General features: G+C 59.6%; 19 protein-coding genes and 1 riboswitch. Of the genes, 7 read left to right on the top strand and 12 right to left on the bottom strand.

All coding sequences use genetic code 11. The annotated features are described in order from the left end of the window. Positions 1–46: 46 nt before the first annotated feature. The gene (locus tag ACQUTI_RS19685; protein ID WP_004204945.1) at positions 47–889 is read right to left on the bottom strand and encodes a 23S rRNA (adenine(2030)-N(6))-methyltransferase RlmJ; all 843 of its coding nucleotides are present in this window, start codon (positions 887–889) and stop codon (positions 47–49) included. A gap of 193 nt (positions 890–1,082) precedes the next feature. Between ACQUTI_RS19685 and ACQUTI_RS19680 the strand changes: the two genes are divergently transcribed. The 3 genes from ACQUTI_RS19680 to rsmJ all read left to right on the top strand — a co-directional run bounded on the left by ACQUTI_RS19680 (position 1,083) and on the right by rsmJ (position 5,339). After that, entirely contained in the window at positions 1,083–2,354 is a 1,272-nt protein-coding gene (locus tag ACQUTI_RS19680) for an acid phosphatase (protein WP_043522527.1), read from the top strand. A 182-nt stretch (positions 2,355–2,536) separates the two neighbouring features. Beyond that, a complete protein-coding gene (prlC, locus tag ACQUTI_RS19675) occupies positions 2,537–4,579 on the top strand; it encodes an oligopeptidase A (protein WP_004204943.1) in 2,043 nt (680 codons plus the stop codon). 7 nt (positions 4,580–4,586) lie between these two features. Then, on the top strand, positions 4,587–5,339 hold the full coding sequence (rsmJ, locus tag ACQUTI_RS19670; protein ID WP_004204942.1) for a 16S rRNA (guanine(1516)-N(2))-methyltransferase RsmJ: 753 nt from the start codon (positions 4,587–4,589) through the stop codon (positions 5,337–5,339). 145 nt (positions 5,340–5,484) lie between these two features. Here the strand turns inward: rsmJ and dtpB are convergent, their stop codons facing one another. Next, entirely contained in the window at positions 5,485–6,957 is a 1,473-nt protein-coding gene (dtpB, locus tag ACQUTI_RS19665) for a dipeptide/tripeptide permease DtpB (RefSeq protein WP_122542131.1), read from the bottom strand. Positions 6,958–7,212: 255 nt separating this feature from the next. Continuing rightward, positions 7,213–7,650 (bottom strand): universal stress protein UspA, encoded by a 438-nt coding sequence (uspA, locus tag ACQUTI_RS19660; RefSeq protein ID WP_004145166.1) that lies wholly within the window; start codon positions 7,648–7,650, stop codon positions 7,213–7,215. Between the two features lie 382 nt (positions 7,651–8,032). Between uspA and uspB the strand changes: the two genes are divergently transcribed. Continuing rightward, positions 8,033–8,368, top strand: coding sequence for a universal stress protein UspB (gene uspB / locus ACQUTI_RS19655; RefSeq protein ID WP_002921203.1), 336 nt, complete (start codon positions 8,033–8,035; stop codon positions 8,366–8,368). A gap of 58 nt (positions 8,369–8,426) precedes the next feature. On the opposite strand, the gene pitA is transcribed toward uspB, so the two are convergent. Beyond that, positions 8,427–9,923 (bottom strand): inorganic phosphate transporter PitA, encoded by a 1,497-nt coding sequence (gene pitA, locus ACQUTI_RS19650; RefSeq protein WP_004204940.1) that lies wholly within the window; start codon positions 9,921–9,923, stop codon positions 8,427–8,429. A 229-nt stretch (positions 9,924–10,152) separates the two neighbouring features. On the opposite strand from pitA, the gene ACQUTI_RS19645 reads away from it, so the two are divergent. Continuing rightward, the gene (locus tag ACQUTI_RS19645) at positions 10,153–11,346 is read left to right on the top strand and encodes an NAD(P)/FAD-dependent oxidoreductase (protein ID WP_004204939.1); all 1,194 of its coding nucleotides are present in this window, start codon (positions 10,153–10,155) and stop codon (positions 11,344–11,346) included. 39 nt (positions 11,347–11,385) lie between these two features. Here the strand turns inward: ACQUTI_RS19645 and ACQUTI_RS19640 are convergent, their stop codons facing one another. From ACQUTI_RS19640 to ACQUTI_RS19605, 8 genes are all read right to left on the bottom strand, one after another. Further along, on the bottom strand, positions 11,386–12,399 hold the full coding sequence (locus ACQUTI_RS19640) for a magnesium transporter (protein ID WP_017899992.1): 1,014 nt from the start codon (positions 12,397–12,399) through the stop codon (positions 11,386–11,388). Positions 12,400–12,455: 56 nt separating this feature from the next. Next, positions 12,456–12,637: riboswitch (M-box (ykoK) riboswitch) on the bottom strand. A gap of 98 nt (positions 12,638–12,735) precedes the next feature. Further along, positions 12,736–13,134, bottom strand: a complete 399-nt coding sequence (nikR, locus tag ACQUTI_RS19635) for a nickel-responsive transcriptional regulator NikR (protein WP_004202063.1) — start codon at positions 13,132–13,134, stop codon at positions 12,736–12,738. Then, a complete protein-coding gene (nikE, locus tag ACQUTI_RS19630) occupies positions 13,122–13,913 on the bottom strand; it encodes a nickel import ATP-binding protein NikE (protein ID WP_053809895.1) in 792 nt (263 codons plus the stop codon). Before nikE ends, nikR begins: the two co-directional genes overlap by 13 nt. After that, the gene (gene nikD, locus ACQUTI_RS19625) at positions 13,910–14,674 is read right to left on the bottom strand and encodes a nickel import ATP-binding protein NikD (protein WP_064178579.1); all 765 of its coding nucleotides are present in this window, start codon (positions 14,672–14,674) and stop codon (positions 13,910–13,912) included. The genes nikE and nikD overlap by 4 nt, the downstream gene beginning before the upstream one ends. Beyond that, entirely contained in the window at positions 14,674–15,507 is an 834-nt protein-coding gene (gene nikC, locus ACQUTI_RS19620) for a nickel ABC transporter permease subunit NikC (RefSeq protein WP_004202068.1), read from the bottom strand. Before nikC ends, nikD begins: the two co-directional genes overlap by 1 nt. Further along, positions 15,504–16,448, bottom strand: a complete 945-nt coding sequence (nikB, locus tag ACQUTI_RS19615) for a nickel ABC transporter permease subunit NikB (protein WP_017899990.1) — start codon at positions 16,446–16,448, stop codon at positions 15,504–15,506. The genes nikC and nikB overlap by 4 nt, the downstream gene beginning before the upstream one ends. Then, positions 16,448–18,016 (bottom strand): nickel ABC transporter substrate-binding protein, encoded by a 1,569-nt coding sequence (nikA, locus tag ACQUTI_RS19610; protein WP_032456700.1) that lies wholly within the window; start codon positions 18,014–18,016, stop codon positions 16,448–16,450. Before nikA ends, nikB begins: the two co-directional genes overlap by 1 nt. Positions 18,017–18,153: 137 nt before the next feature. After that, on the bottom strand, positions 18,154–19,014 hold the full coding sequence (locus ACQUTI_RS19605; protein WP_428923345.1) for a LysR family transcriptional regulator: 861 nt from the start codon (positions 19,012–19,014) through the stop codon (positions 18,154–18,156). 97 nt (positions 19,015–19,111) lie between these two features. Between ACQUTI_RS19605 and ACQUTI_RS19600 the strand changes: the two genes are divergently transcribed. Beyond that, positions 19,112–19,618, top strand: coding sequence for a phenolic acid decarboxylase (locus tag ACQUTI_RS19600; protein WP_012540376.1), 507 nt, complete (start codon positions 19,112–19,114; stop codon positions 19,616–19,618). A gap of 396 nt (positions 19,619–20,014) precedes the next feature. After that, entirely contained in the window at positions 20,015–21,154 is a 1,140-nt protein-coding gene (gene arnB, locus ACQUTI_RS19595; RefSeq protein ID WP_004202075.1) for a UDP-4-amino-4-deoxy-L-arabinose aminotransferase, read from the top strand. Position 21,155: the final 1 nt, after the last annotated feature.

The raw sequence follows: 21,155 nt of genomic DNA, 5'->3' as shown, positions 1-21,155 counted from the left end.
CCGCGATTGTAGCGCGAGGCGTAAAAGGTTCCACCGATGGTTGCGATTACTCCGGCACGATCCAGCTGACGGTCGTGTGACCGGTACCGGCCGGCACCAGCTTGCTGTGTAGCCACGGCAGCACATTGTTCATCTGCTGCTCCAGCTTCCACGGCGGGTTGATGACGATCATCCCGGAGGCGGTCATGCCGCGCTGGTCGCTGTCCGGACGCACCGCCAGCTCGATTTGCAGAATTTTGCGGATACCTGTGGCTTCTAAATCTTTGATCATGCGTTTTATTTGCGCGCGCAGCACCACCGGATACCACAGCGCGTAGGTGCCGGTGGCGAAGCGTTTATAGCCTTCGTTAATCCCGGTCACCACCGCCTGATAGTCGGTTTTAATTTCGTACGGCGGGTCGATCAGAATCAGACCGCGGCGCGAGACCGGCGGCAGCTTAGCTTTCAGCTGCTGGTAGCCATCGGCTTTATCGACGCGCGCGCGGCTGTCTTTCTGGAACTCGGCGCGCAGCAGCGGGAAGTCGCTCGGGTGCAGCTCGGTCATCTGCAGGCTGTCCTGCTCGCGGAGCAGCTGGCGGGCGATCAGCGGGGAGCCCGGGTAGTAGCGCAGCTGGCCGTTACGGTTGAAGTGTTCGACCACCGAAATATAGGGCTCAAGCTCTGCCGGCAGGTCGTCCTGCTGCCAGATCCGGGCGATGCCTTCGAGATACTCGCCGGTACGCTCGGCGTGCTCGCCGCTCAGCTGATAGCGGCCCGCGCCGGCGTGGGTGTCCAGGTAGAGAAACGGTTTTTCTTTCTCTTTCAGCGCTTCGATGATCAGGCTCTGAACGGTGTGTTTGAGGACGTCGGCGTGGTTGCCTGCGTGAAAGCTGTGGCGATAACTGAGCATGGATGCAGAGATTCCGGGAAATAAACAAGTTAACCGATAGTTTACCGCAGATCGGCCGAGATTACCGCTGCGCCGCCGCGCTGTTTCATTTCTGCCAAAAGCGTTGCAAAACATAACGCTGTCATAAAAGCGTCAAACGGCCGCGCTAGCGTCGGATACAGGCAAGGTAATTGTTTGAATAAAAGGAAAAATAATGAAAAATCAACTCTCGCTGCTGGCCGTGGCGCTGCTGCTGGCGCAACCGGTTCTGGCTAAAGACATCCCGCTGAACAGGGCGGCGGCCCTCGCCAATAGCGTGACGCCGGCTGCCTCCAGCCAGGCGTATGACGATCTTGAGCAACAGGCACTGGCGCAGCTGCGCCACGCTCTGCAGGGGGATGCCGCCGCGCTGACACGCGATCGGCTGGCGCACGCGAAACAAAACAAAACCCAGGCCGATACCGCCTGGCTGAAGGCCAGCGGCTATGACTTCCAGACCCGGGCCAATCAGCAGGCGGGCATTGCGCTGCTGTCGGCGTTCAGCAGCCTGCCGGAGACCGTCGTGCAGCAGAATCTGGCGACGGTCACCGCCATTAACCGCGACGCCGTACAGACCACCCGCCGTCAGGCGCTGGCCGATGCGGAAGGGATTAGCTACCTCTACTTCCTCAGCGACGCGCTGGGGCCGCGGCTGGGTAACGCGTTTCTGACCGCCTATGACCAGGGCGCGCTAGGGAAAGCGGCGGCGCTGATCAAAGCCTCGGAGGTCAGCACCGGCGAGGCGAAAAAGCACTACAACAATCCGCGGCCGTTTCTGGTGCAGGGCAACACCATTCACCTGGTGCCGGACGACGTGGTGGTGAAGGATAACCAGCCCTATACCGCCGACGGCGGCTCGTTCCCCAGCGGTCACACCAACACTGGCTATACTGATGCGCTGCTGCTGGCGGCGATGATCCCGGAGCGCTACGACGCGCTGGTGGCGCGCGGCGCACGCTATGGCTATTCGCGCATCGTGCTGGGTGTCCACTATCCCCTGGATGTGATCGGCTCGCGGATGGTGGCCGAGCGCAACGTGGCCCATTATCTTAACGATCCGCGCTACCGGGTATTATTTAACGAAGCCCGCGATCAGCTGCGCGCCGCGCTGGCGAAAGCCTGCGGCACATCGCTTGCCGAGTGCGCGAAGAGCAGCGTGAAAGACGATCCCTGGCGCGATCCGGCGATGCGTGATTTCACTCGTTTCACCATGACCTACGACCTGCCGCGGCAGACGGGGCCGCAGCCGCGCCTGCAGGTGCCGGAGGGGGCGGAAGTGCTGCTGGAGGCTGCCCTGCCGCAGCTGTCTGCGGCCCAGCGCCGGGCGCTGATGGTCAATACCGCGCTGCCGGCGGGCTACCCGCTGTCCGGCGCCACCCCCGAGCAGCAGTTCTGGCAGCGGGTAAATCTGTCGGCGGCCTGGGAAATGGCGCAAAAAGGGCATTAATGCGGTTTCCGGCACGCTGCACCGCGTGCCGCGTTTTTCCGGCAACGGGCGGACTTATCGCAGCAATACCCAGGCTGACGCACCGCCCGTCATTGAAATTCCCCCAACTATCCCCCATTCTAGATCTCATGCATAAGCGCCGGACGCGCGCTTCATTCACCCCTTTCAACAGGACAGCGCATATGACCAATCCATTACTGACGCCTTTTTCCCTGCCGCCTTTTTCTGCGATCAAACCAGAGCACGTGGTCCCCGCGGTCACCAAAGCGCTGGAGGATTGCCGGGCCGCAGTGGAAAGCGCGGTGGCGCACGGCGCGCCGTATAGCTGGGAAAATCTTTGCCAGCCGCTGGCGGAAGTGGACGATGTGCTGGGACGCATCTTCTCGCCTGTCAGCCATCTCAATTCGGTAAAAAACAGCCCGGAACTGCGCGAGGCCTACGAACAGACGCTGCCGCTGCTCTCCGAGTACAGCACCTGGGTCGGCCAGCATGAAGGCCTGTATAAAGCCTACCGCGACCTGCGCGATGGCGATAACTACGCCACGCTGAATACCGCGCAGAAAAAAGCGGTTGATAACGCGCTGCGCGATTTCGAATTATCCGGTATTGGCCTGCCGCCGGAGGCACAGAAACGCTACGGTGAAATCGCCGCGCGCCTCTCTGAGCTGGGCAACCAGTACAGCAACAACGTTCTTGACGCCACCATGGGCTGGAACAAGCTGGTGACCGACGTCGCCGATCTGGCCGGTATGCCGGAAAGCGCGCTGGCCGCCGCTCAGGCGCAGGCCCAGGCCAAAGAGCAGGAAGGGTATCTACTGACGCTGGATATCCCGAGCTACCTGCCGGTGATGACCTACTGCGACAATCAGGCGCTGCGCGAAGAGATGTACCGCGCCTATTCCACCCGCGCCTCCGATCAGGGGCCGAACGCCGGGAAATGGGATAACAGCCCGGTGATGGCGGAGATCCTCGCTCTGCGCCACGAGCTGGCGCAGCTGCTGGGCTTTGACAGCTACGCCTTTAAATCCCTCGCCACCAAAATGGCGGAGGATCCGCAGCAGGTGCTCGACTTCCTCACCGACCTGGCAAAACGCGCCCGTCCACAGGGCGAAAAAGAGCTGGCCCAGCTGCGCGCTTTCGCTAAAACCGAGTTCGGCGTCGAAGAGCTGCAGCCGTGGGACATCGCTTACTACAGCGAAAAACAGAAACAGCATCTCTACAGCATCAGCGATGAGCAGCTGCGCCCCTATTTCCCGGAAAACAAAGCCGTTAACGGTCTGTTCGAAGTGGTGAAGCGCATTTACGGCATTACCGCCAAAGAGCGTACCGATGTCGATGTGTGGCATCCGGAAGTGCGCTTCTTCGAGCTGTATGACGAACACAACGAGCTGCGCGGCAGCTTCTATCTCGACCTGTATGCCCGCGAGCACAAGCGCGGCGGGGCGTGGATGGACGACTGCGTCGGCCAGATGCGTAAGCTGGATGGCTCCCTGCAGAAGCCGGTCGCCTACCTGACCTGTAACTTCAACCGTCCGGTCAACGGCAAACCGGCGCTGTTCACCCACGACGAAGTGATCACCCTGTTCCACGAGTTCGGCCACGGTCTGCATCATATGCTGACCCGCATCGATACCGCCGGGGTTTCCGGCATCAGCGGGGTGCCGTGGGACGCGGTCGAGCTGCCGAGCCAGTTTATGGAAAACTGGTGCTGGGAGCCGGAAGCGCTGGCCTTTATCTCCGGTCATTATGAAACCGGTGAACCGCTGCCGCAGGCGCTGCTGGAGAAAATGCTGGCGGCGAAAAACTACCAGGCGGCGATGTTTATTCTGCGCCAGCTGGAGTTCGGCCTGTTCGATTTCCGCCTGCATGCGGAGTACAAACCGGAGCAGGGAGCGAAAATCCTTGAGACCCTGGCCGAGATTAAAAAGCAGGTCGCCGTGGTGCCGGGGCCGACCTGGGGCCGCTTCCCGCACGCCTTCAGCCACATCTTCGCTGGCGGCTATGCGGCAGGTTACTACAGCTACCTGTGGGCCGACGTGCTGGCGGCAGACGCCTTCTCACGCTTCGAAGAAGAGGGGATTTTCAACCGTGAAACCGGTCAGTCGTTCCTCGACAATATCCTGAGCCGCGGCGGTTCCGAAGAGCCGATGGAGCTGTTCAAACGCTTCCGCGGGCGCGAGCCGCAGCTGGATGCGATGCTTGAGCATTACGGGATCAAAGGCTGATTGCTACGTGAAGATCTGCTTAATTGATGAAACGGGCGCCGGAGACGGCGCCTTATCTGTTTTAGCCGCCCGCTGGGGGCTGGAGCAGGATGACGATAACCTAATGGCGCTGGTGTTGACCGCTGAGCATCTGGAGCTGCGTAAGCGCGATGAGCCTAAGCTTGGCGGTATCTTCGTCGATTTCGTCGGCGGGGCGATGGCCCACCGGCGCAAGTTTGGCGGCGGCCGCGGTGAAGCGGTAGCCAAAGCGGTGGGCATTAAAGGCGATTATCTGCCGGATGTGGTTGACGCCACCGCCGGCCTGGGGCGCGATGCCTTCGTGCTGGCGTCGGTCGGCTGCCGCGTGCGGATGCTGGAGCGCAATCCGGTGGTCGCCGCGCTGCTCGACGATGGTCTGGCCCGCGGCTATGCCGATGCGGAAATCGGCGGCTGGCTGCAGGAGCGGCTGCAGCTGATCCACGCCTCCAGCCTGACGGCGCTGACCGATATCACCCCGCGTCCGCAGGTGGTCTACCTCGACCCGATGTTCCCGCATAAGCAGAAAAGCGCGCTGGTGAAGAAAGAGATGCGCGTTTTTCAGTCGCTGGTGGGGCCTGATTTAGACGCCGATGGCCTGCTGGCCCCGGCGCGCCAGCTGGCGACCAAACGGGTGGTGGTAAAGCGCCCGGATTACGCGCCGCCGCTGGCGGAAGTCGCCACGCCGAACGCGGTGGTGACCAAAGGGCATCGGTTTGATATCTACGCCGGCACACCGGAGTAATATTACGCCGTGGTGGTATCTCCCGGATAGCGGCGCAACGCGCCTTATCCGGGCTACCGCATTGTAGCCCGGCTCAGCGTAGCGCAAGCCGGGAACCGTAATATTTGAACAAACGGCGCCAGTGCGGATCGGCCATCTTAAACGGTTACTCGGCGCTGGCCGGGGTATTAATCATCCGGTTCAGCCAAGGCACCATCAGCGCCATCACCACCGTGACCCCCAGGGTCACCAGGCCAATTTTACTGAACACGCTGGTGTAAACCGGCAGCGTCTGCAGCGGGTCGGTGATATTTTCCGGCACCGCGGTGAAGGTCGCCACATAGCCGCCGAGCAGGAACGCGGCGGCCTGGGTCAGGAACCACATCCCCAGAATAAAGCCCATCAGATGCTGCGGCACCAGCGCGGCGACCATCGCCAGCCCCAGGGCGCTGATCAGCAGCTCGCCCAGGCTCTGGAACAGATAAACCAGCACAATAAACCACGGCGAGGTTAATCCCTGGGCGTCGGCGAACCACATCCCGGCGGCCGCGGCGGTCAGGAAGCCCAGCGCGCAGAGGAACATCCCGAGGGTAAATTTCACCGGCATGGTCAGGTCTTTACCCTTATGACCGAGATGGGTGTAAATCGCCGCCAGCACCGGGCTGGCCACCACCACCCAGAAGGGGTTCAGCGCCTGGAAGCTGACCGGGTTGATGGTAAAACCCAGGATCTGATGATGGACGTTGTTGATGGCGAAGAAGTTCAGCGAGGTCGGCATCTGGGCGTAGAGAATGTAAAACAGCACCGCCTCGATCATCAGGATAAAGGCGACGAACATTTTGTTGCGCCCGGTTTTATCAAGGCGAAACGCCTCGCGGAAAAAGAACGCAATGACCACGACCGACAGGACAATCAGCACCAGGTTGGCGATCATCACGTTATGCATCAGCCAGGCGCAGAGAAAAATCATTACCACCGTACCGGCCAGCACCAGCGCCAGATTGCGCAGGCTGAGGGGGCGATGATCGGGCTCGGAGCCAATATCTTTTACCATCCCGCGGCAGGCGAAGTAGACCAGCAGCGCGATAATCAGCCCCGCGCCGCACAGGTTATAGGTCACCGCGTAGCCAAACTTTTCCGCGATCACCGGCGCCAGCGACAGCGACAACAGCGAACCGATGTTTATCGACATATAAAACAGGGTGAACGCCCCGTCGAGACGGGCATCCTTCGGCGGATAGCATTTTGACAGCAGGCTCGCCGGGTTGGCTTTAAACAAACCGTTGCCGACGGCGATGGTGCCGAGGGCGATAAAGATCAGCTGCGGTTTCAGCAGCGACATCCCGGTCATAAAGTAGCCGATTGCCAGCACAACCGCGCCGAGCACCAGGGTACGTTTGGTCCCCAGCAGATGGTCGCCCACGTAGCCGCCGATCGAGATCAGCCCGTAAACCAGCGCCGCGAAGGCGCCGAAGGTGATAAAGGCCTGTTCCTGAGAGAAGCCCAACTGTTTAACAAAGAAGACCGCCAGGATCCCCTGAACGCCGTAATAGCCAAAACGTTCCCAGAGCTCCACAAAGAAGATCATGAAGAACGGACGAGGTTGCTGCAGCAAGCCCGTAGTTGCAGTTGTATTCATATTCCTTCGCCTTGTATTACTTTCCCAAAAAGTATGAACGCGTATGCCAGAACGAGCCGAAAATGTCTGATAACTCGCCATGCTGCGGTTATTGGCTTAATGAGTAGATTATTATATAGATGTTTTAGTGAATAACTGGCTGATCACACTAATGGAATGGCTTTTTTATGGATTTAAGCTCTGTTGTCTGGCGGGGCGGAAGCGAAAATAAAAACGCCCGCAGCGGCGGGCGTCTGGCATGACACAACGGGAGGGTTATTCGTCTTCTTCGTCGCGCAGCGGGACGATCAGCATGTCGACATGGACGGTGTTGATCAGCTGACGGGCAGAGGACATCAGCTTGCTCCAGAAGTCCTGATGGTGGCCGCAGACCACCAGGTCCATATCGTATTTTTTAATCGCATCGACCAGCACCTGACCCAGGTCGCCGCTGCCGCTCAGGGTCTCGGTGATCGGGTAGCCGGCGTTGGTCGAGAGCTCGGTCAGCGCGTGATGGGTCTCTTCGGAGATGCGTTTTTGCATATCGCCGAGGTTCACGTCAATCAGCCCGGTGTAGAGGTCGGAGTAATTTACATCCACGTGGATCAGGGAGACTTTTGCGTTATAAGGGCGGGCCATAGAAACGGCTTTTTCAACCAGTACTTTACTCTCCGGGGACAGGTCTACTGCAATCAGAATATGTTTGTAAGCCATAGTGTTACTCCTTCCATAAGTTTGTCGATGACCATTGGACCTGACAGCTGGCGCTGCCGTTTCGCCCGCGTCCTGCGTGCTACATTCGCGGGAGGGTAGCCTTTAAGGACTTCATTGTAGAAGATATTTCTTACCTTATAGCGCCCCCCGCACTCCGTCAATGCACTGGGTTCACCTAAAAGCTAAACAAATTTATCCGTCTTACGTATTGATAACGAATAACCTTGTGGTAAAAAAATTAATGGATCTCCTACACTATTTAATGAGCCGGTCGGAAAAATAAATGTGATCGGAATCGCACTCTTTACGGTATTGTCGTCGGTTATTTGGGGAGCGGTAGCCGCGGAGGATTTCTCCGTGGGCGGGTCGCCGGGGAGGAGGTATGATCAGCACTATTGCGCTGTTTTGGGCCCTGTGTGTCGTTTGTGTGGTGAATATGGCACGCTACTTCTCATCGTTGCGTGCATTATTGGTTGTGCTACGTGGTTGCGATCCCTTGCTCTATCAGTACGTCGATGGCGGCGGCTTTTTTACCTCGCACGGGCAGCCCAGCAAACAGATGCGGCTGGTCTGGTATATCTATGCCCAGCGCTACCGTGACCATCATGACGATGAATTTATTCGTCGCTGCGAACGTGTTCGTCGCCAGTTTATTCTGACCAGCGCCCTGTGCGGCCTGGTGGTGGTGAGCCTGATTGCGCTGATGATCTGGCACTAACGATATTTTCAGAATAAAAAAAGGGCCAGCAAGCTGGCCCGTTTTGAACGAATAACGCTTAAATCAGCTTCAGGGAGAGCCAGTAAAGGACGCCTGAAAGGATAATCGCTGCCGGCAGGGTCAGTACCCAGGCCATCAGAATGCTGGTTACCGTCTTTTTCTGCAGACCACCGCCATCCACCAGCATCGTCCCCGCTACCGAGGAGGAGAGCACGTGGGTGGTGGAAACTGGCATCCCGGTGTAGCTCGCCAGACCGATTGAGACCGCTGCGGTCATCTGCGCCGACATCCCCTGGGCGTAGGTCATGCCCTTCTTACCGATCTTCTCACCGATGGTGGTCGCCACGCGGCGCCAGCCGATCATGGTGCCAATACCCAGCGCCAGCGCGACCGCCATGATAATCCAGATTGGCGCGTACTCGATGGTGCTCAGCATATCGGTTTTCAGTTTCTTCAGCAGACGCTGGTCGTCAGCGCTCACGTCCGGCAGTTTCGCCACTTTGTCGGTAGTGTCGGAGATGCAGAGCATGATGCGACGCAGCTGGCCCCGCTGCTCCGGTTTTAGCGACTCGTAGTTCTCAACGCCGGTCAGCATGGTCTTCACGCGGTCAAGGGCGTTGATGGTGTTCGCCGGATGGCAATGAAACTCGCCGTTGGCCGCGGTATTGGTGTCCGGAGAGGGAACCAGCTGGTCAACGCCGGTGGCTTTCTTCAGCAGGTCAGGGCGCTGCTGGAAGAAGGTTTCCACGTTGTTGACCGCATCGCGGGTACGGGTGATTTCGTAACCGGAGGCGTTCATATTCACCACGAAGCCCGCCGGGGCGACGCCGATCAGGACCAGCATCACCAGACCAATGCCTTTCTGTCCATCGTTAGCGCCGTGAGAGAACGACACGCCGATAGCGGACAGGATCAGGGCGATACGGGTCCAGAACGGCGGCTTTTTCTTGCCGTCTTTCTTTTCACGCTCCGCCGGAGTCAGGTGGATACGCGCCCGTTTTTTGGTGCCGCTCCAGTAGCGGCGCAGCAGGAAAATCAGGCCGCCCGCAATCACCAGACCAACGATAGGCGAGATGATAAGCGAACCAAAAATGCCGATGACTTTCGGGATATTCAACGCATCAACCACGGAGGTGCCTGTCATCAGCGCATTGGTTAAACCAATACCGATGATGGCGCCAATCAGGGTATGAGAACTGGATGCCGGAAGACCGAAGTACCAGGTCCCGAGGTTCCAGATGATCGCCGCCAGCAGCATAGAGAACACCATGGCGAGGCCATGCGCGGAACCCATGTTAAGCAGCAGATCGGTCGGCAGCATATGCACGATGGCATAGGCTACGCTGAGACCGCCCAGCAGAACGCCGAAGAAGTTGAAGAGCGCCGCCATCGCCACAGCGAGCTGTGAGCGCATAGCGCGAGTGTAGATAACCGTAGCCACCGCGTTTGCGGTATCATGGAAACCGTTAATCGCTTCGTAAAACAGTACAAAAGCTAAAGCAAGCAATAATAATAGTCCGGTATGTAAATCCAGACCGGCAAATAAATGTAGCATAGGACGTTACGCCATTTTGAGGACATGAACGCGGCGCATTATCAGTGACTTTAGCTGCGCGGGCAAAGTGAAATATAGACTTTTTTTGATTTTCTTCCTGTTTAGGTTTTACCCTGTTGGGAGTAATCCTATATCTTTCAATGATGTATCTAATGCGGGATTTTTCCCGCTGGTGTGACCAGAGTGAAATATTTACAAAACCCGACAATTGGGGAACGAGGAATGCGGTGTGGAAAGGTTTGATGCCATTGTCGTTGGCGCCGGAGCGGCGGGAATGTTTTGCGCAGCGCAGGCGGGGCAGCTTGGCTGTCGCGTCCTGCTGCTCGACAACGGCAAAAAGCCGGGGCGAAAAATTCTGATGTCCGGCGGCGGCCGCTGCAACTTTACCAATATGTATGTCGAGCCGGCGGCCTATTTGAGCCAAAACCCGCATTTTTGCAAATCAGCCCTGGCGCGCTACACCCAGTGGGACTTTATCGAGCTGGTCGGCAAATATGGCATCGCCTGGCATGAGAAAACCCTCGGTCAGCTGTTTTGCGATGATTCGGCGGAACAGATCGTCACTCTGTTGCTGGCGGAATGCGAAAAGGGCGGCGTGCAGATCCGCCTGCGCAGCGAAATTCTCAGCGTGGAGCGCGACGAGCAAGGCTATCGGCTTCAGGTGAACGGCGAAACGCTGGCGACCAAAAAGCTGGTGATCGCCTCCGGCGGCTTGTCGATGCCGGGCCTCGGCGCCTCGCCGTTTGGCTATAAAATCGCCGAACAGTTCGGCCTGAAGGTGCTGCCGACCCGTGCGGGTCTGGTGCCGTTTACCCTGCACAAGCCGCTGCTTGAGCAGCTCCAGGTTCTCTCCGGCGTCTCGGTGCCGTCGACCATCACCGCCGAGAACGGCACCCTGTTCCGCGAAAATCTGCTGTTCACCCATCGCGGCCTTTCCGGACCGGCGGTGCTGCAAATTTCCAGCTACTGGCAGCCCGGCGAGTTCGTCACCGTGAATCTGCTGCCGGACTGCAATCTTGAGGAATTCCTTAACGAGCAGCGCGGCGCGCATCCCAACCAGAGCCTGAAAAACACCCTCGCGATGCAGTTGCCGAAGCGGCTGGTGGAGTGTCTGCAGCAGCTGGGGCAAATTCCTGATGTCACGCTGAAGCAGCTGAACGTTCGCGATCAGCAAGCGCTGGTGGAGACGCTGACCGCCTGGCGCGTGCAGCCGAACGGTACCGAAGGCTACCGGACGGCGGAAGTGACCCTCGGCGGCGTGGACACCAATGAGCTCTCGTCGCGTACCATGGAGGCGCGTAAGGCGCCGGGCCTCTACTTTATCGGCGAAGTGATGGACGTCACCGGCTGGCTCGGCGGCTATAACTTCCAGTGGGCGTGGTCAAGCGCCTGGGCCTGCGCGCAGGCGCTGGTGGAAGGGTAATCTAAGCGTTCGGGCGCCCTGGCGCCCGAACGTATATGATCAGTTCAACCCAAGAAAATACTGGGCGATTTTGAAATAGATAATCAGTCCGGTGCCATCGATCAGCGTGGCGATAAACGGCGCGGAAACCACCGCCGGGTCGATGCCGATCCGTTTAAGCACCATCGGAATGACCGACGAGACAACTGCGCTCCACAGGGTAATGCATACCAGTGTCAGGCTGACGATCAGCGTGATTTCCATGCCGATGCCCATCATCCAGGCGCGCAGGCAGCCCGCCAGCCCCAGCGTTAAGGCAATCAGAAACGAGGTCGACACCTCTTTGCGGATCACCCGCCCCATATCGCGCAGCCGTACTTCTCCCAGCGCCATCGAGCGCACCAGCGTCGAAGTGATCTGCGTTCCGCTGTTGCCGCCGGTGCCGATGAGCAACGGAATAAAGAAGGCCAGCGCAATGGCCGACTCCAGGGCTTCTTCGAAATGCTGCAGCACGCTGCTGGTGTAGGCTTCGGCCACGAACAGCAGCAGCAGCCACACCGAGCGTTTCTTCCACAGCGTCCAGGGGCTGATCTCGAGGTACGGTTTTTCCAGCGGCAGCGTCGCCCCCTGCAGCTGAGCGTCCTCGGTGACGTCATCCTCCAGCAGATGGGCGATCTCCTTTTCCATCAGGCAGCCGACCAGCTCGCCTTTATCGACGACGGGAACCAGCTCGAGGCCGCGCTCGTTGAGCTCGGCAATGACCTGCGGGCGTTCATCGTCAGGTTTGACGCGGAACAGGCAGCTGTCCATCAGGTAGCGGATAGACTGCCCGACATCCCCTTCCTGCAGTAGCTTTTTGACCGACAGGCTGCCGCGCAGCTTTTTACCGGCGACAACAAACACCTGGCCGGGAATATCATCGCTGGTGAGCTGCGAGATAAAGTGCTCCCGCGCCTCATGGACGCTGAGATGTTCCTGCAGCGTAATAAAGTCGGTACGCATGTACTGGGCGATGGCATCGCCGTTGAAGCCAGAGGTCGCCTGATGGGCGGCGCAGAGTTGAATGGAAGACATGATTAAAATCCCTATAAAAAATCACTCATAGGGGCGAACAAGACAGGGTTAGCGCAGGCAGATCCCTACGTCCTGGTTTTAGCACTGCATAACGTATCTGAACGGTCATGACCGACAGAAGTTACCTTGGCAACACCTTGATTCGATGGAAGCCTGTATTTCCCTGAGTGGTCTCTCTCGATACCAACAGGGCGGTAACTTGTATTTATGCAGGAGCCTCGCCATAACGAGATCGTTAAATGAAGCGCCATTATTGGCGAAGCGGGATAATTAACAAAGCGTATAATTTATGTGGTTTATCAACTGTTGATAAACCACCCAAGAATTTTCAAATCGTTAATCATCCGCTAAACACTGCAAATGCCCATGGCGCACGCCGCGCTGGGCAATCACGTCGTCGGCAAAATGCTGTATCTCGACCATGTCTCCCTTCAGCACCGCAATCTCCAGGCAGTCGTCATGACTGATATGCACATGCAGCGTGGCGACGGAGAGATCGTGATGATGATGCTGGGTGGCCACCAGCCGGCTCGCCAGTTCGCGTTTTTCATGCTCGTACACATATGACAGGACGGCATAACCGCGCCGCGGCTCCGACGGCGCGGGATCCTGGTTGAGGGCGTCTCGCAGAATATCGCGTACCGCCTCCGAACGATTGTGGTAGCCGCGGCGGGCGCTGAGCGCATCGAGAGCGGCCAGCAGGTCATCATCAAGAGTCAGGGTTACGCGCTGCATGGCATGGCCTCGTTAAGCAGAGTGGCAGGAAAAGGTGGCAGCACCGCCTGCTGGAGCGCCTGTCCGGCAGGGGAGCGCAGGCGCAGCGGTAGACTGACCGTTGCGGTTTCGACGATGCGTCCGTGCTCCATCACCAGCACCCGCTGGCAAAAGCGCTCCACCAGCCGCAGGTCGTGAGTGATGAACAGGCAGGCGGTGCCAAACTGGGCCTGCAGACGCTTCAGCAGGGCGATAATCTCCGCCTGCAGCAGCAGATCGAGATTCGAGACCGCTTCATCCAGAATCAACAGCTGCGGCCGTACCGCGAGGGCGCGAGCCAGGCAGACGCGCTGCAGCTGTCCGCCGCTGAGCTGCGCCGGGCGTTTATCGAGCAGCGTCGTGGAAAGGTCGACCGCCTGCAGCATCTCTTCCACCTGACGCGCACGTTCCTCGCGCGACAAGCGCAACAGATGGCGCAGCGGCTCGCTGACGATCTCGCGCACCGTTTTGCGCGGATTCACCGCGCTGAAGGCGTCCTGAAACACCAGCTGAATATCGCGGCGGAAGGCGCCGACGGCCTCGCCCTTCAGGGCGGTCAGCGGTGTGCCGCGCCAGACAATATCGCCGTGCTGCGGCGTTTCCAGGCCCACCAGCATCCGCGCCAGGGTGCTCTTGCCGCAGCCGCTGCGCCCGAGCAGGGCCACCGTTTCGCCAGAGGCGATGGCGAGTTGGATCTCGTGCAGGACCCTGCCGTGGTGCGGGTAATCGTGGCTCACCCCGGTGACGCTGAGTAAATTCATGCTGTTTTCTCCAGTCCGTACAGCGCCAGATGCGCCGCCAACAGGCGTTGGCTCAGCGGGTGCTGTGGGGCGCTGAACAGCGTATTTACATCGCACTGTTCAACGAGGCGACCGTTCTCCATGACCGCTACGTAATCCGCCAGCCGCGCCACAACGCCCATGTCATGGGTCACCAGCAGCAGCCCCAGACCGCGGCTGGCGACGATATCCGCCAGGAGATCGAGGATCCGCGCCTGGGCGATGGCATCGAGGTCGGTGGTCGGTTCGTCGGCGATGATAAAGGGCGCGCGGCTGAGCAGGGCGAGGGCGACCATCATCCGTTGCAGCATGCCGCCGCTCATCTCAAAGGGGTAGCGTTTCAGCAGCGCCCGCGGATTATCCAGACCCACCTCTTCCATTGCCGCCAGCAGGGCGGCGTCACTTGCTTCGCGGCCCGCCGCCCGGCAGGTTTCCCGGGCGTGGGCGGCCATGGTATGCAGCGGATTAAAGGCGCTGCGTGGGTTCTGCATGATAGTGGCGATAGTCGCGCCGCGCAGCTGTTCGCCGTGCACCGGCATGCCGTCAAGCAACACCCGGCCGGCGGTCTGGTTGACGCCGGGCGGCAGCAGGCCCAGCGCGGCGGCGCAGGTGAGCGATTTCCCGCTGCCGCTGCTGCCGAGCAGCGCCAGTACCTGGCCGCGGCGCAGGGTAAGCGAGACGTCGCTGACCAGCGGGCGGTCGGCGGCAAGGGCGATCTGTTGCAGTTGGATCTTCTGCGGCATCAGTGGCTATGCTCCGCGATCAGGTGAGGATCGAGGCGATCGCGCAGCGCGTCGCCCAGCAGGTTAAAGGCCATCACGCTGATGAACAGCGCCAGCCCCGGCCAGACCATCTGCAGCGGCTGGGTCCAGATATACTGCCGGGCGTCGTTGATCATCACCCCCCATTCCGCCGTCGGCGCGCTGACGCCGAGGCCAAGGAACGACATGCCGGCCACGTGAAGCATCATATGGCCGATATCCAGTGAGGCGAGCACCAGCAGCGAGGGGATCACCGCCCCTGCCAGATGGTCGCTGAACAGCCGCCACTGGCTGGCGCCGCTCAGGCGGGCGGCGAGGATAAATTCGCGCTGGCGCAGGGAGACCACCAGATTACGCACCATTCTGGCGTACCAGGCCCAGTGCGACAGCGCAATGGCGAGGATCACGTTGGTCAGCCCGGTACCCAACACCCCCACCATAAAGAACGACAGGATCGAGGTCGGAAAGGTCATAAACAGTTCGGCGAGGCGCATCAGGCCGCGGTCGGCGCGGCCGCCCAGCAGCCCGGCGCTGCCGCCAACCGCCAAACCGATCAGCAGCACCAGCAGCAGGCAGGCCATTACCGCCCCCAGCGAGACGCGGGTGGCGGCCAGCAGGCGCGAGAAAATATCCCGTCCAAGATGATCGGTTCCCAGCCAGTGCGCCCCCCCTGGCGGCAGCAGCCGCTGCTGCAGGTTAATCGCCGCCGGATCCCAGGGCAGCCACCAGCCGCTGCCGAGGGCGATGACCGCCAGCAGCGCGATAACCAGCAGGGCCAGTTTCACCGGCCAGCGGAAGTTTCGCAGCCATCTCATACGCTCACCTCCTCATGGCGGCGCAGGCGCGGGTCGAGCGCCGCGTTAAGCACATCCACCGCCAGGTTAGCCAGTACGAACACCGTGACCATCATCAGGGTAAAGCACTGAATCACTGGATAATCGCGATTGAAGATCGCGGAAACCGCGTAGCGGCCAACCCCCGGCCAGGCAAAGATATTTTCGATAATCATCGTGCCGCCGATCAGCTCGCCAATGTGCATGCCCATGGCGGTCACCACCGGCAGGGTGGCGTTGCGCAGGATATGCCGCCGCTCCACCTGGCGCGCGCTCAACCCGCGCAGCCGCGCCCATACCACGTGACGCTGGCCGGAGACCTCCAGCATGCTGGCGCGCAGCAGCCGGGCGTTAATCGCCAGCGACATAAAGGCGATGGAGACGGCGGGCAATATCAGGTGCTGCCAGTCGCCGTATCCCATCGCCGGGAGCCACTGCAGATGCACGGAAAAGAGCATCACCAGCAGAAAGGCTAGCCAGAAGTTCGGCATCGACACGCCGAGGAAGGCAATCAGCCGTACAGCAAAATCCGGCAGGCGATCGCGATGGCGCGCCGCCCAGATCCCCAGCGGCAGCGAGGTGACGAGGATCAGCGCCAGCGCCGCGCCGGTAAGCAGCAGGGTGGCCGGCAGGAAGTGCAGCAGGTCGTCCAGCACCGGCCGCCGGGTGGCATAAGAGAGGCCGAAGTCCAGGTGCAGCGCCCGCCACAGCCAGTGCAGATACTGCATCGCCAGCGGCTGGTTGAGACCCAGCAGTTCGCGGGTCGAGGCGACCATCTCTTCCGTGGGAGGCAAGTTCGACAGGCGCAGATAATCCAGCGCCGGGTCGCCGGTGCCGAGCCGCAGCAGCAGAAAGATGATGGCGGAGGCGGCGAGCAACAGCGGGATCAGCAGCAGCAGGCGGCGTAAAATATAGCGTAGCATTATGGTGTTACCGGTTTAATCTGGTCGAACGGGATCTCGGTGGTCACCGGCGCGAACGGGATCTCGCCGACCTCCTGGCGCGCAACCGACATCAGCGAGACATAGCTGATGGGTAGGTACACCGCGTCCTGATGCAGACGGGTCAGCACATCGTGGTACAGCCGTTTCCGCTGCGCCTCGTCGCTGGTGGTCAGCACCTCGCTAATCTCTTTATCAATCAGCGCTTTGTCGGGCAGGCCGCGCTGGGCCTGATAATCGGCATGCGAGGGCACGCGCATCGAGCTTAAAAAGGCATGCGGATCGTAGGGGGCGCCCCAGGTGCGATTGAAGATCATGCCGAACCGGCCTTCGCGCTGGCGCGCATAGATGCTGCTCTCCTCCTCGCCCACCAGGGTGACGCGGACGCCGACCTCCCGCAGATTGGCCTGAATAATTTCGGCCATCGATTTAGCCAGCGCGTCGGTGCCGATAAACGCCAGCTCAATCGCCAGCGCTTGCCCGGCTTTTTGTCGCCAGGGCTGGCCTTCCGGCTGCTGCCAGCCGGCCTGCGCCAGCAGGGCGCGGGCTTTTGCCGGATCGTAACGGCGCGGCGTCAGATCCTGCGGGGCGTAGGGGACCGAGGGCGCAAACAGGGTGTCGGCAACCTGCTGGGTGCCGTAGAGCACGCTATCGACGAGGGTCTGCTTGTCGACGGCGTAGTTGAGCGCCTCGCGAACCGCCTGCTCGCGGGTCGGGCCCTGGCTGGCGTTCAGCGCCAGCATCACCGTCTCCGTCGGGGCGGAGAGTCGAGCCACGTAGCCGGGGTGATGACGAAAGCGTTCGAAGGTATCCAGCGGTAGCAGCCCTTCGTCGCCGTAGAGCATGTCAATTTCCCCGGTTTCGAACGCCACCGCGCGGCTGGTGGCGTCAGGGATCACTTTGATGGTGATTTGCTGCAGCGCGGGTTTATTACCCCAGTACTGTTCGTTGCGTACCAGCACGTCGCGCTGATTGAGCTGCGAGCTCGCCAGTCGCCACGGCCCGGTGCCGATCGGGGCTTTGATGCCGTTGGCGGTGCCGCCATCGATAAACTGCGAGGGGGCGATAAAGCGGAACGGGCGGGGCAGGGCCAGCTCTTGTAGCAAGGGGGCGTAGGCGCTTTTCAGGGTGATCTGCAGCTCGCTGGCGCTGAGCGCCCGCACGTCGGTTATCTGATTGGCGAGCTCAAGCCAGGCGTGGCGTTGACGGTTGGCGAGCACCGCCTGGAAATTCGCCGCTGCGGCCTGGGCGTTAAAGGGTTCGCCGTTGGAGAAGGTCACATCCTCGCGCAGGGTGAACCACCAGGTTTTACCATCGTCGGAGTGACGCCAGCGGGTCGCCAGCCAGGGCTGCACGCTGCCGTCAGCCTGATACTTCACCAGCGGCTCATAGACCATGCTTTGGGCAAACATCTGGTTGGGGGTATAAAGATGCGGATTCAGCGGGCCGACGTTCACCGGCCAGGCGGTGGTGAGCGAGTGCTGCGCGGCCTGAGCCAGCAGAGGGACGCAGGCGATCAGCGCCAGCAGAGTGAGGCGGAAAATAGACAAGACGGCAATCTCAACGACAGGAAAGTATGACGATTTTAGTGATTCATCATACTTTCGGAGTAACCTGGATCAATATTGCGCCGAAAAGTATAAGTAATCCGTATGATTATGCGCAGGGGCAGGCGCCGCTTTACCCCTCAGGGCGCCCGGAACAACCCCAGCAGCGTGGCCACCTGTTCGTCGATCGGCGCCAGATCCCGCTTGACGATCAGATGCAGCGGCGTCGCGCGGCGCGCGCCATGGCTGAGGGGCAGCCGCTTCAGCACGCCCTGATCGAGATGGGAACGAATGCGCTCTTCCGGCAGCCAGCCGAAGCCGACCTGATACATCACCGCATCAATGGCGGCGTCAATGGTGGAGAAAGTCCAGGCGTCACGCGTCGCCTGGCCATCGCCGGTCTGGTCGGCAATGCGCACCAGCGGCCATGGCGCCAGCGCGCTATCCTCCAGCGGACCGTCGAGCGCGGCGAGAGGATGGTCGCGGTGGGCGACGGCGATAAAATCAATATTCATCAGCCACTCTCCGCGGCCGGTAATATCCTGGCGGCGGGTCAGAACCATGACATCGGCTTCCGTTCGCGCCGCGCCCTCGTCATCCATATTTTCCAGCACTTCGGTGAGTCTGACCTGCGTCTGCGGATAACGCTGCTGAAACTGGCGCAAAATGGCTAACAGCCGTTGGCGCGGGAAAATGCTGTCGACCACCAGATCCAGACGGGTGCGCGCCCCATTGCGCAGAGTAGCGGCATGCGTCTCAACGTAGGCGAAGGCCTGTAGCAGCGGTTTGACCTGATTCAGCAGCAGTTCGCCGGCCGGGGTCAGCACCGCCCGCCGCCCGGACGGCGCCAGCAGCGCCACCCCTAAACGCTCCTGCAGCAGCGCGAGGTTATAGCTCACCGAAGACTGGCTGCGATTGGTCTCCTCCGCCGCTCTGGCAAAGCTCCCCAATTCCACTACCTTTTCGAGTAACGCCCACTGCTCCAGGGTTGTCTTGTGCATAATTAATCTAAAATTTGGATGTATTTAATCCAAACATAGCGTTATTCATTCAATTTTTAAAGACGTATGCTGTCCTCAACAACACAGAGGAGAATAAATGATGAGCACTTTCGACAAACATGACCTCAGCGGCTTTATCGGTAAACATCTGGTCTACACCTACGACAACGGCTGGAACTACGAAATTTACGTCAAAAACGGCCACACCCTCGACTACCGTATTCACAGCGGCATCGTCGGCAATCGCTGGGTGAAAGATCAGGAAGCGTACATCGTGCGGGTGGGGGAAAGTATCTACAAAATCTCATGGACCGAACCGACCGGTACCGACGTCAGCCTGATCGTCAACCTGGGCGATAAACTGTTCCACGGCACCATTTTCTTCCCGCGCTGGATCATGAATAACCCGGAAAAAACCGTCTGCTTCCAGAACGATCACATTCCTCTGATGAATTCGTACCGCGATGCCGGCCCGGCCTACCCGACGGAAGTGATTGACGAGTTTGCTACTATCACCTTCATTCGCGACTGTGGCGCGGATAATGACGAGGTTATTAATTGCCCGGCAAGTGAATTGCCAGCTGATTTTCCTGCAAATTTGTAATTAAGCAGAAATAACTTTGTGATCTGCGCTAACTTTTTGTCATCAAGCGTGACAAAGACAGCGTCATTAATTGTTATCTGGTTTAACCCCCGTTTACTTTCCGCGATAGCGTTCCTGTTTTCTTTTCCAGACAGGAACGCTTTTTTGTCAAAATTCTGCCATAAATAAAACCTATCATTCTGTTTCTTAATGATTTATTTGGCTATGCTGAGAAAAGATTAATTTCTTAATATTATCCTAAGCAAGGTCGACTACATTAATAGTGGTCGAAATACCCTGAAATGGAATGCCGCGCTGAACTCACTTCATTTTAATTTCGTTTAAGTCCGCAGGCGCAGGATATTTTATTCTAACGACCCAGGTTTGTGCGTGGGTCATCTACAGAACAGGATGATGATGAGCGATTTTTTGCCTTTTTCGCGCCCGTCGATGGGCGACGCAGAGCTGGCAGCCCTGCGTGAAGTTTTAACGTCGGGCTGGATCACCACCGGACCGAAGAATCAGGCACTTGAAGCGGCATTTTGCCAGTTGACCGGCAACCGCCACGCGATTGCCGTCAGTTCAGCGACCGGCGGGATGCATGTGACCCTGATGGCGCTGGGTATTGGCCCTGGCGATGAAGTCATTACACCGTCCCAGACCTGGGTCTCCACTCTCAATATGATCTGCCTGCTGGGCGCCACGCCGGTAATGATCGATGTCGATAACGACAATCTGATGATCACCCCTGAGGCGGTGGCAGCGGCGATCACCTCGCGTACCAAAGCGATTATTCCTGTGCACTACGCGGGGGCGCCAGCCGATATCGACGCCATTCGCGCGGTGGGCGAGCGCCATGGCATTCCGGTGATCGAAGACGCCGCCCATGCGGCGGGGACCCACTATAAGGGCCGCCACGTAGGCTGGCAGGGGACCGCGATTTTCTCGTTCCACGCGATCAAAAACATGACCTGCGCTGAAGGCGGCCTGATTGTCACCGACGACGACGAGCTGGCCTCCCGTATCCGCAGCCTGAAATTCCATGGCCTTGGCGTGGACGCCTATGACCGCCAGACCCATGGCCGCGCGCCGCAGGCGGAGGTGATCGCTCCGGGCTTTAAATACAATCTTGCCGACATCAACGCCGCGCTGGCGCTGGTCCAGCTGGAAAAACTGCCTCACGCCAACCAGCGGCGGGCGGAAATTGCCCAGCGCTATCTGCGCGAACTGGCGGACACGCCGTTTACGCCCCTGACCGTCCCGGCCTGGGATCACCAGCACGCCTGGCATCTGTTTATCATCCGCGTCGATGAGGCTGCCTGCGGCATCAGCCGCGACGCGTTGATGGAAAAGCTAAAGGCGATGGGTATCGGCACCGGTCTGCACTTCCGTGCGGCCCATACGCAAAAATATTACCGCGAGCGCTTCCCGGAGGTTTCCCTGCCGAATACCGAATGGAACAGCGCCCGCATCTGTTCTCTCCCGTTGTTCCCGGACATGACCGATGACGATGTCACTCGCGTCATTTCCGCACTGCGCCAGCTGTCAGGACGTTGAT

Origin of the sequence: Klebsiella sp. 7-CIP_Kleb. (assembly GCF_050378655.1) — a bacterium.
GTDB lineage: Bacteria > Pseudomonadota > Gammaproteobacteria > Enterobacterales > Enterobacteriaceae > Klebsiella > Klebsiella quasipneumoniae.
Note: the sequence above shows the minus strand (reverse complement) of the source record. Positions and strands in the feature narration are given on the sequence as shown.

What these genes read in the sequence shown, in the direction of transcription:
- ACQUTI_RS19685 (WP_004204945.1), bottom strand. Translation starts at nt 889, where the DNA reads ATGCTCAGTTATCGCCACAGCTTTCACGCAGGCAACCACGCCGACGTC.
- ACQUTI_RS19680 (WP_043522527.1), top strand. Translation starts at nt 1,083, where the DNA reads ATGAAAAATCAACTCTCGCTGCTGGCCGTGGCGCTGCTGCTGGCGCAA.
- prlC (WP_004204943.1), top strand. Translation starts at nt 2,537, where the DNA reads ATGACCAATCCATTACTGACGCCTTTTTCCCTGCCGCCTTTTTCTGCG.
- dtpB (WP_122542131.1), bottom strand. Translation starts at nt 6,957, where the DNA reads ATGAATACAACTGCAACTACGGGCTTGCTGCAGCAACCTCGTCCGTTC.
- uspA (WP_004145166.1), bottom strand. Translation starts at nt 7,650, where the DNA reads ATGGCTTACAAACATATTCTGATTGCAGTAGACCTGTCCCCGGAGAGT.
- uspB (WP_002921203.1), top strand. Translation starts at nt 8,033, where the DNA reads ATGATCAGCACTATTGCGCTGTTTTGGGCCCTGTGTGTCGTTTGTGTG.
- pitA (WP_004204940.1), bottom strand. Translation starts at nt 9,923, where the DNA reads ATGCTACATTTATTTGCCGGTCTGGATTTACATACCGGACTATTATTA.
- ACQUTI_RS19640 (WP_017899992.1), bottom strand. Translation starts at nt 12,399, where the DNA reads ATGTCTTCCATTCAACTCTGCGCCGCCCATCAGGCGACCTCTGGCTTC.
- nikR (WP_004202063.1), bottom strand. Translation starts at nt 13,134, where the DNA reads ATGCAGCGCGTAACCCTGACTCTTGATGATGACCTGCTGGCCGCTCTC.
- nikE (WP_053809895.1), bottom strand. Translation starts at nt 13,913, where the DNA reads ATGAATTTACTCAGCGTCACCGGGGTGAGCCACGATTACCCGCACCAC.
- nikD (WP_064178579.1), bottom strand. Translation starts at nt 14,674, where the DNA reads ATGCCGCAGAAGATCCAACTGCAACAGATCGCCCTTGCCGCCGACCGC.
- nikC (WP_004202068.1), bottom strand. Translation starts at nt 15,507, where the DNA reads ATGAGATGGCTGCGAAACTTCCGCTGGCCGGTGAAACTGGCCCTGCTG.
- nikB (WP_017899990.1), bottom strand. Translation starts at nt 16,448, where the DNA reads ATGCTACGCTATATTTTACGCCGCCTGCTGCTGCTGATCCCGCTGTTG.
- ACQUTI_RS19605 (WP_428923345.1), bottom strand. Translation starts at nt 19,014, where the DNA reads ATGCACAAGACAACCCTGGAGCAGTGGGCGTTACTCGAAAAGGTAGTG.
- ACQUTI_RS19600 (WP_012540376.1), top strand. Translation starts at nt 19,112, where the DNA reads ATGATGAGCACTTTCGACAAACATGACCTCAGCGGCTTTATCGGTAAA.
- arnB (WP_004202075.1), top strand. Translation starts at nt 20,015, where the DNA reads ATGAGCGATTTTTTGCCTTTTTCGCGCCCGTCGATGGGCGACGCAGAG.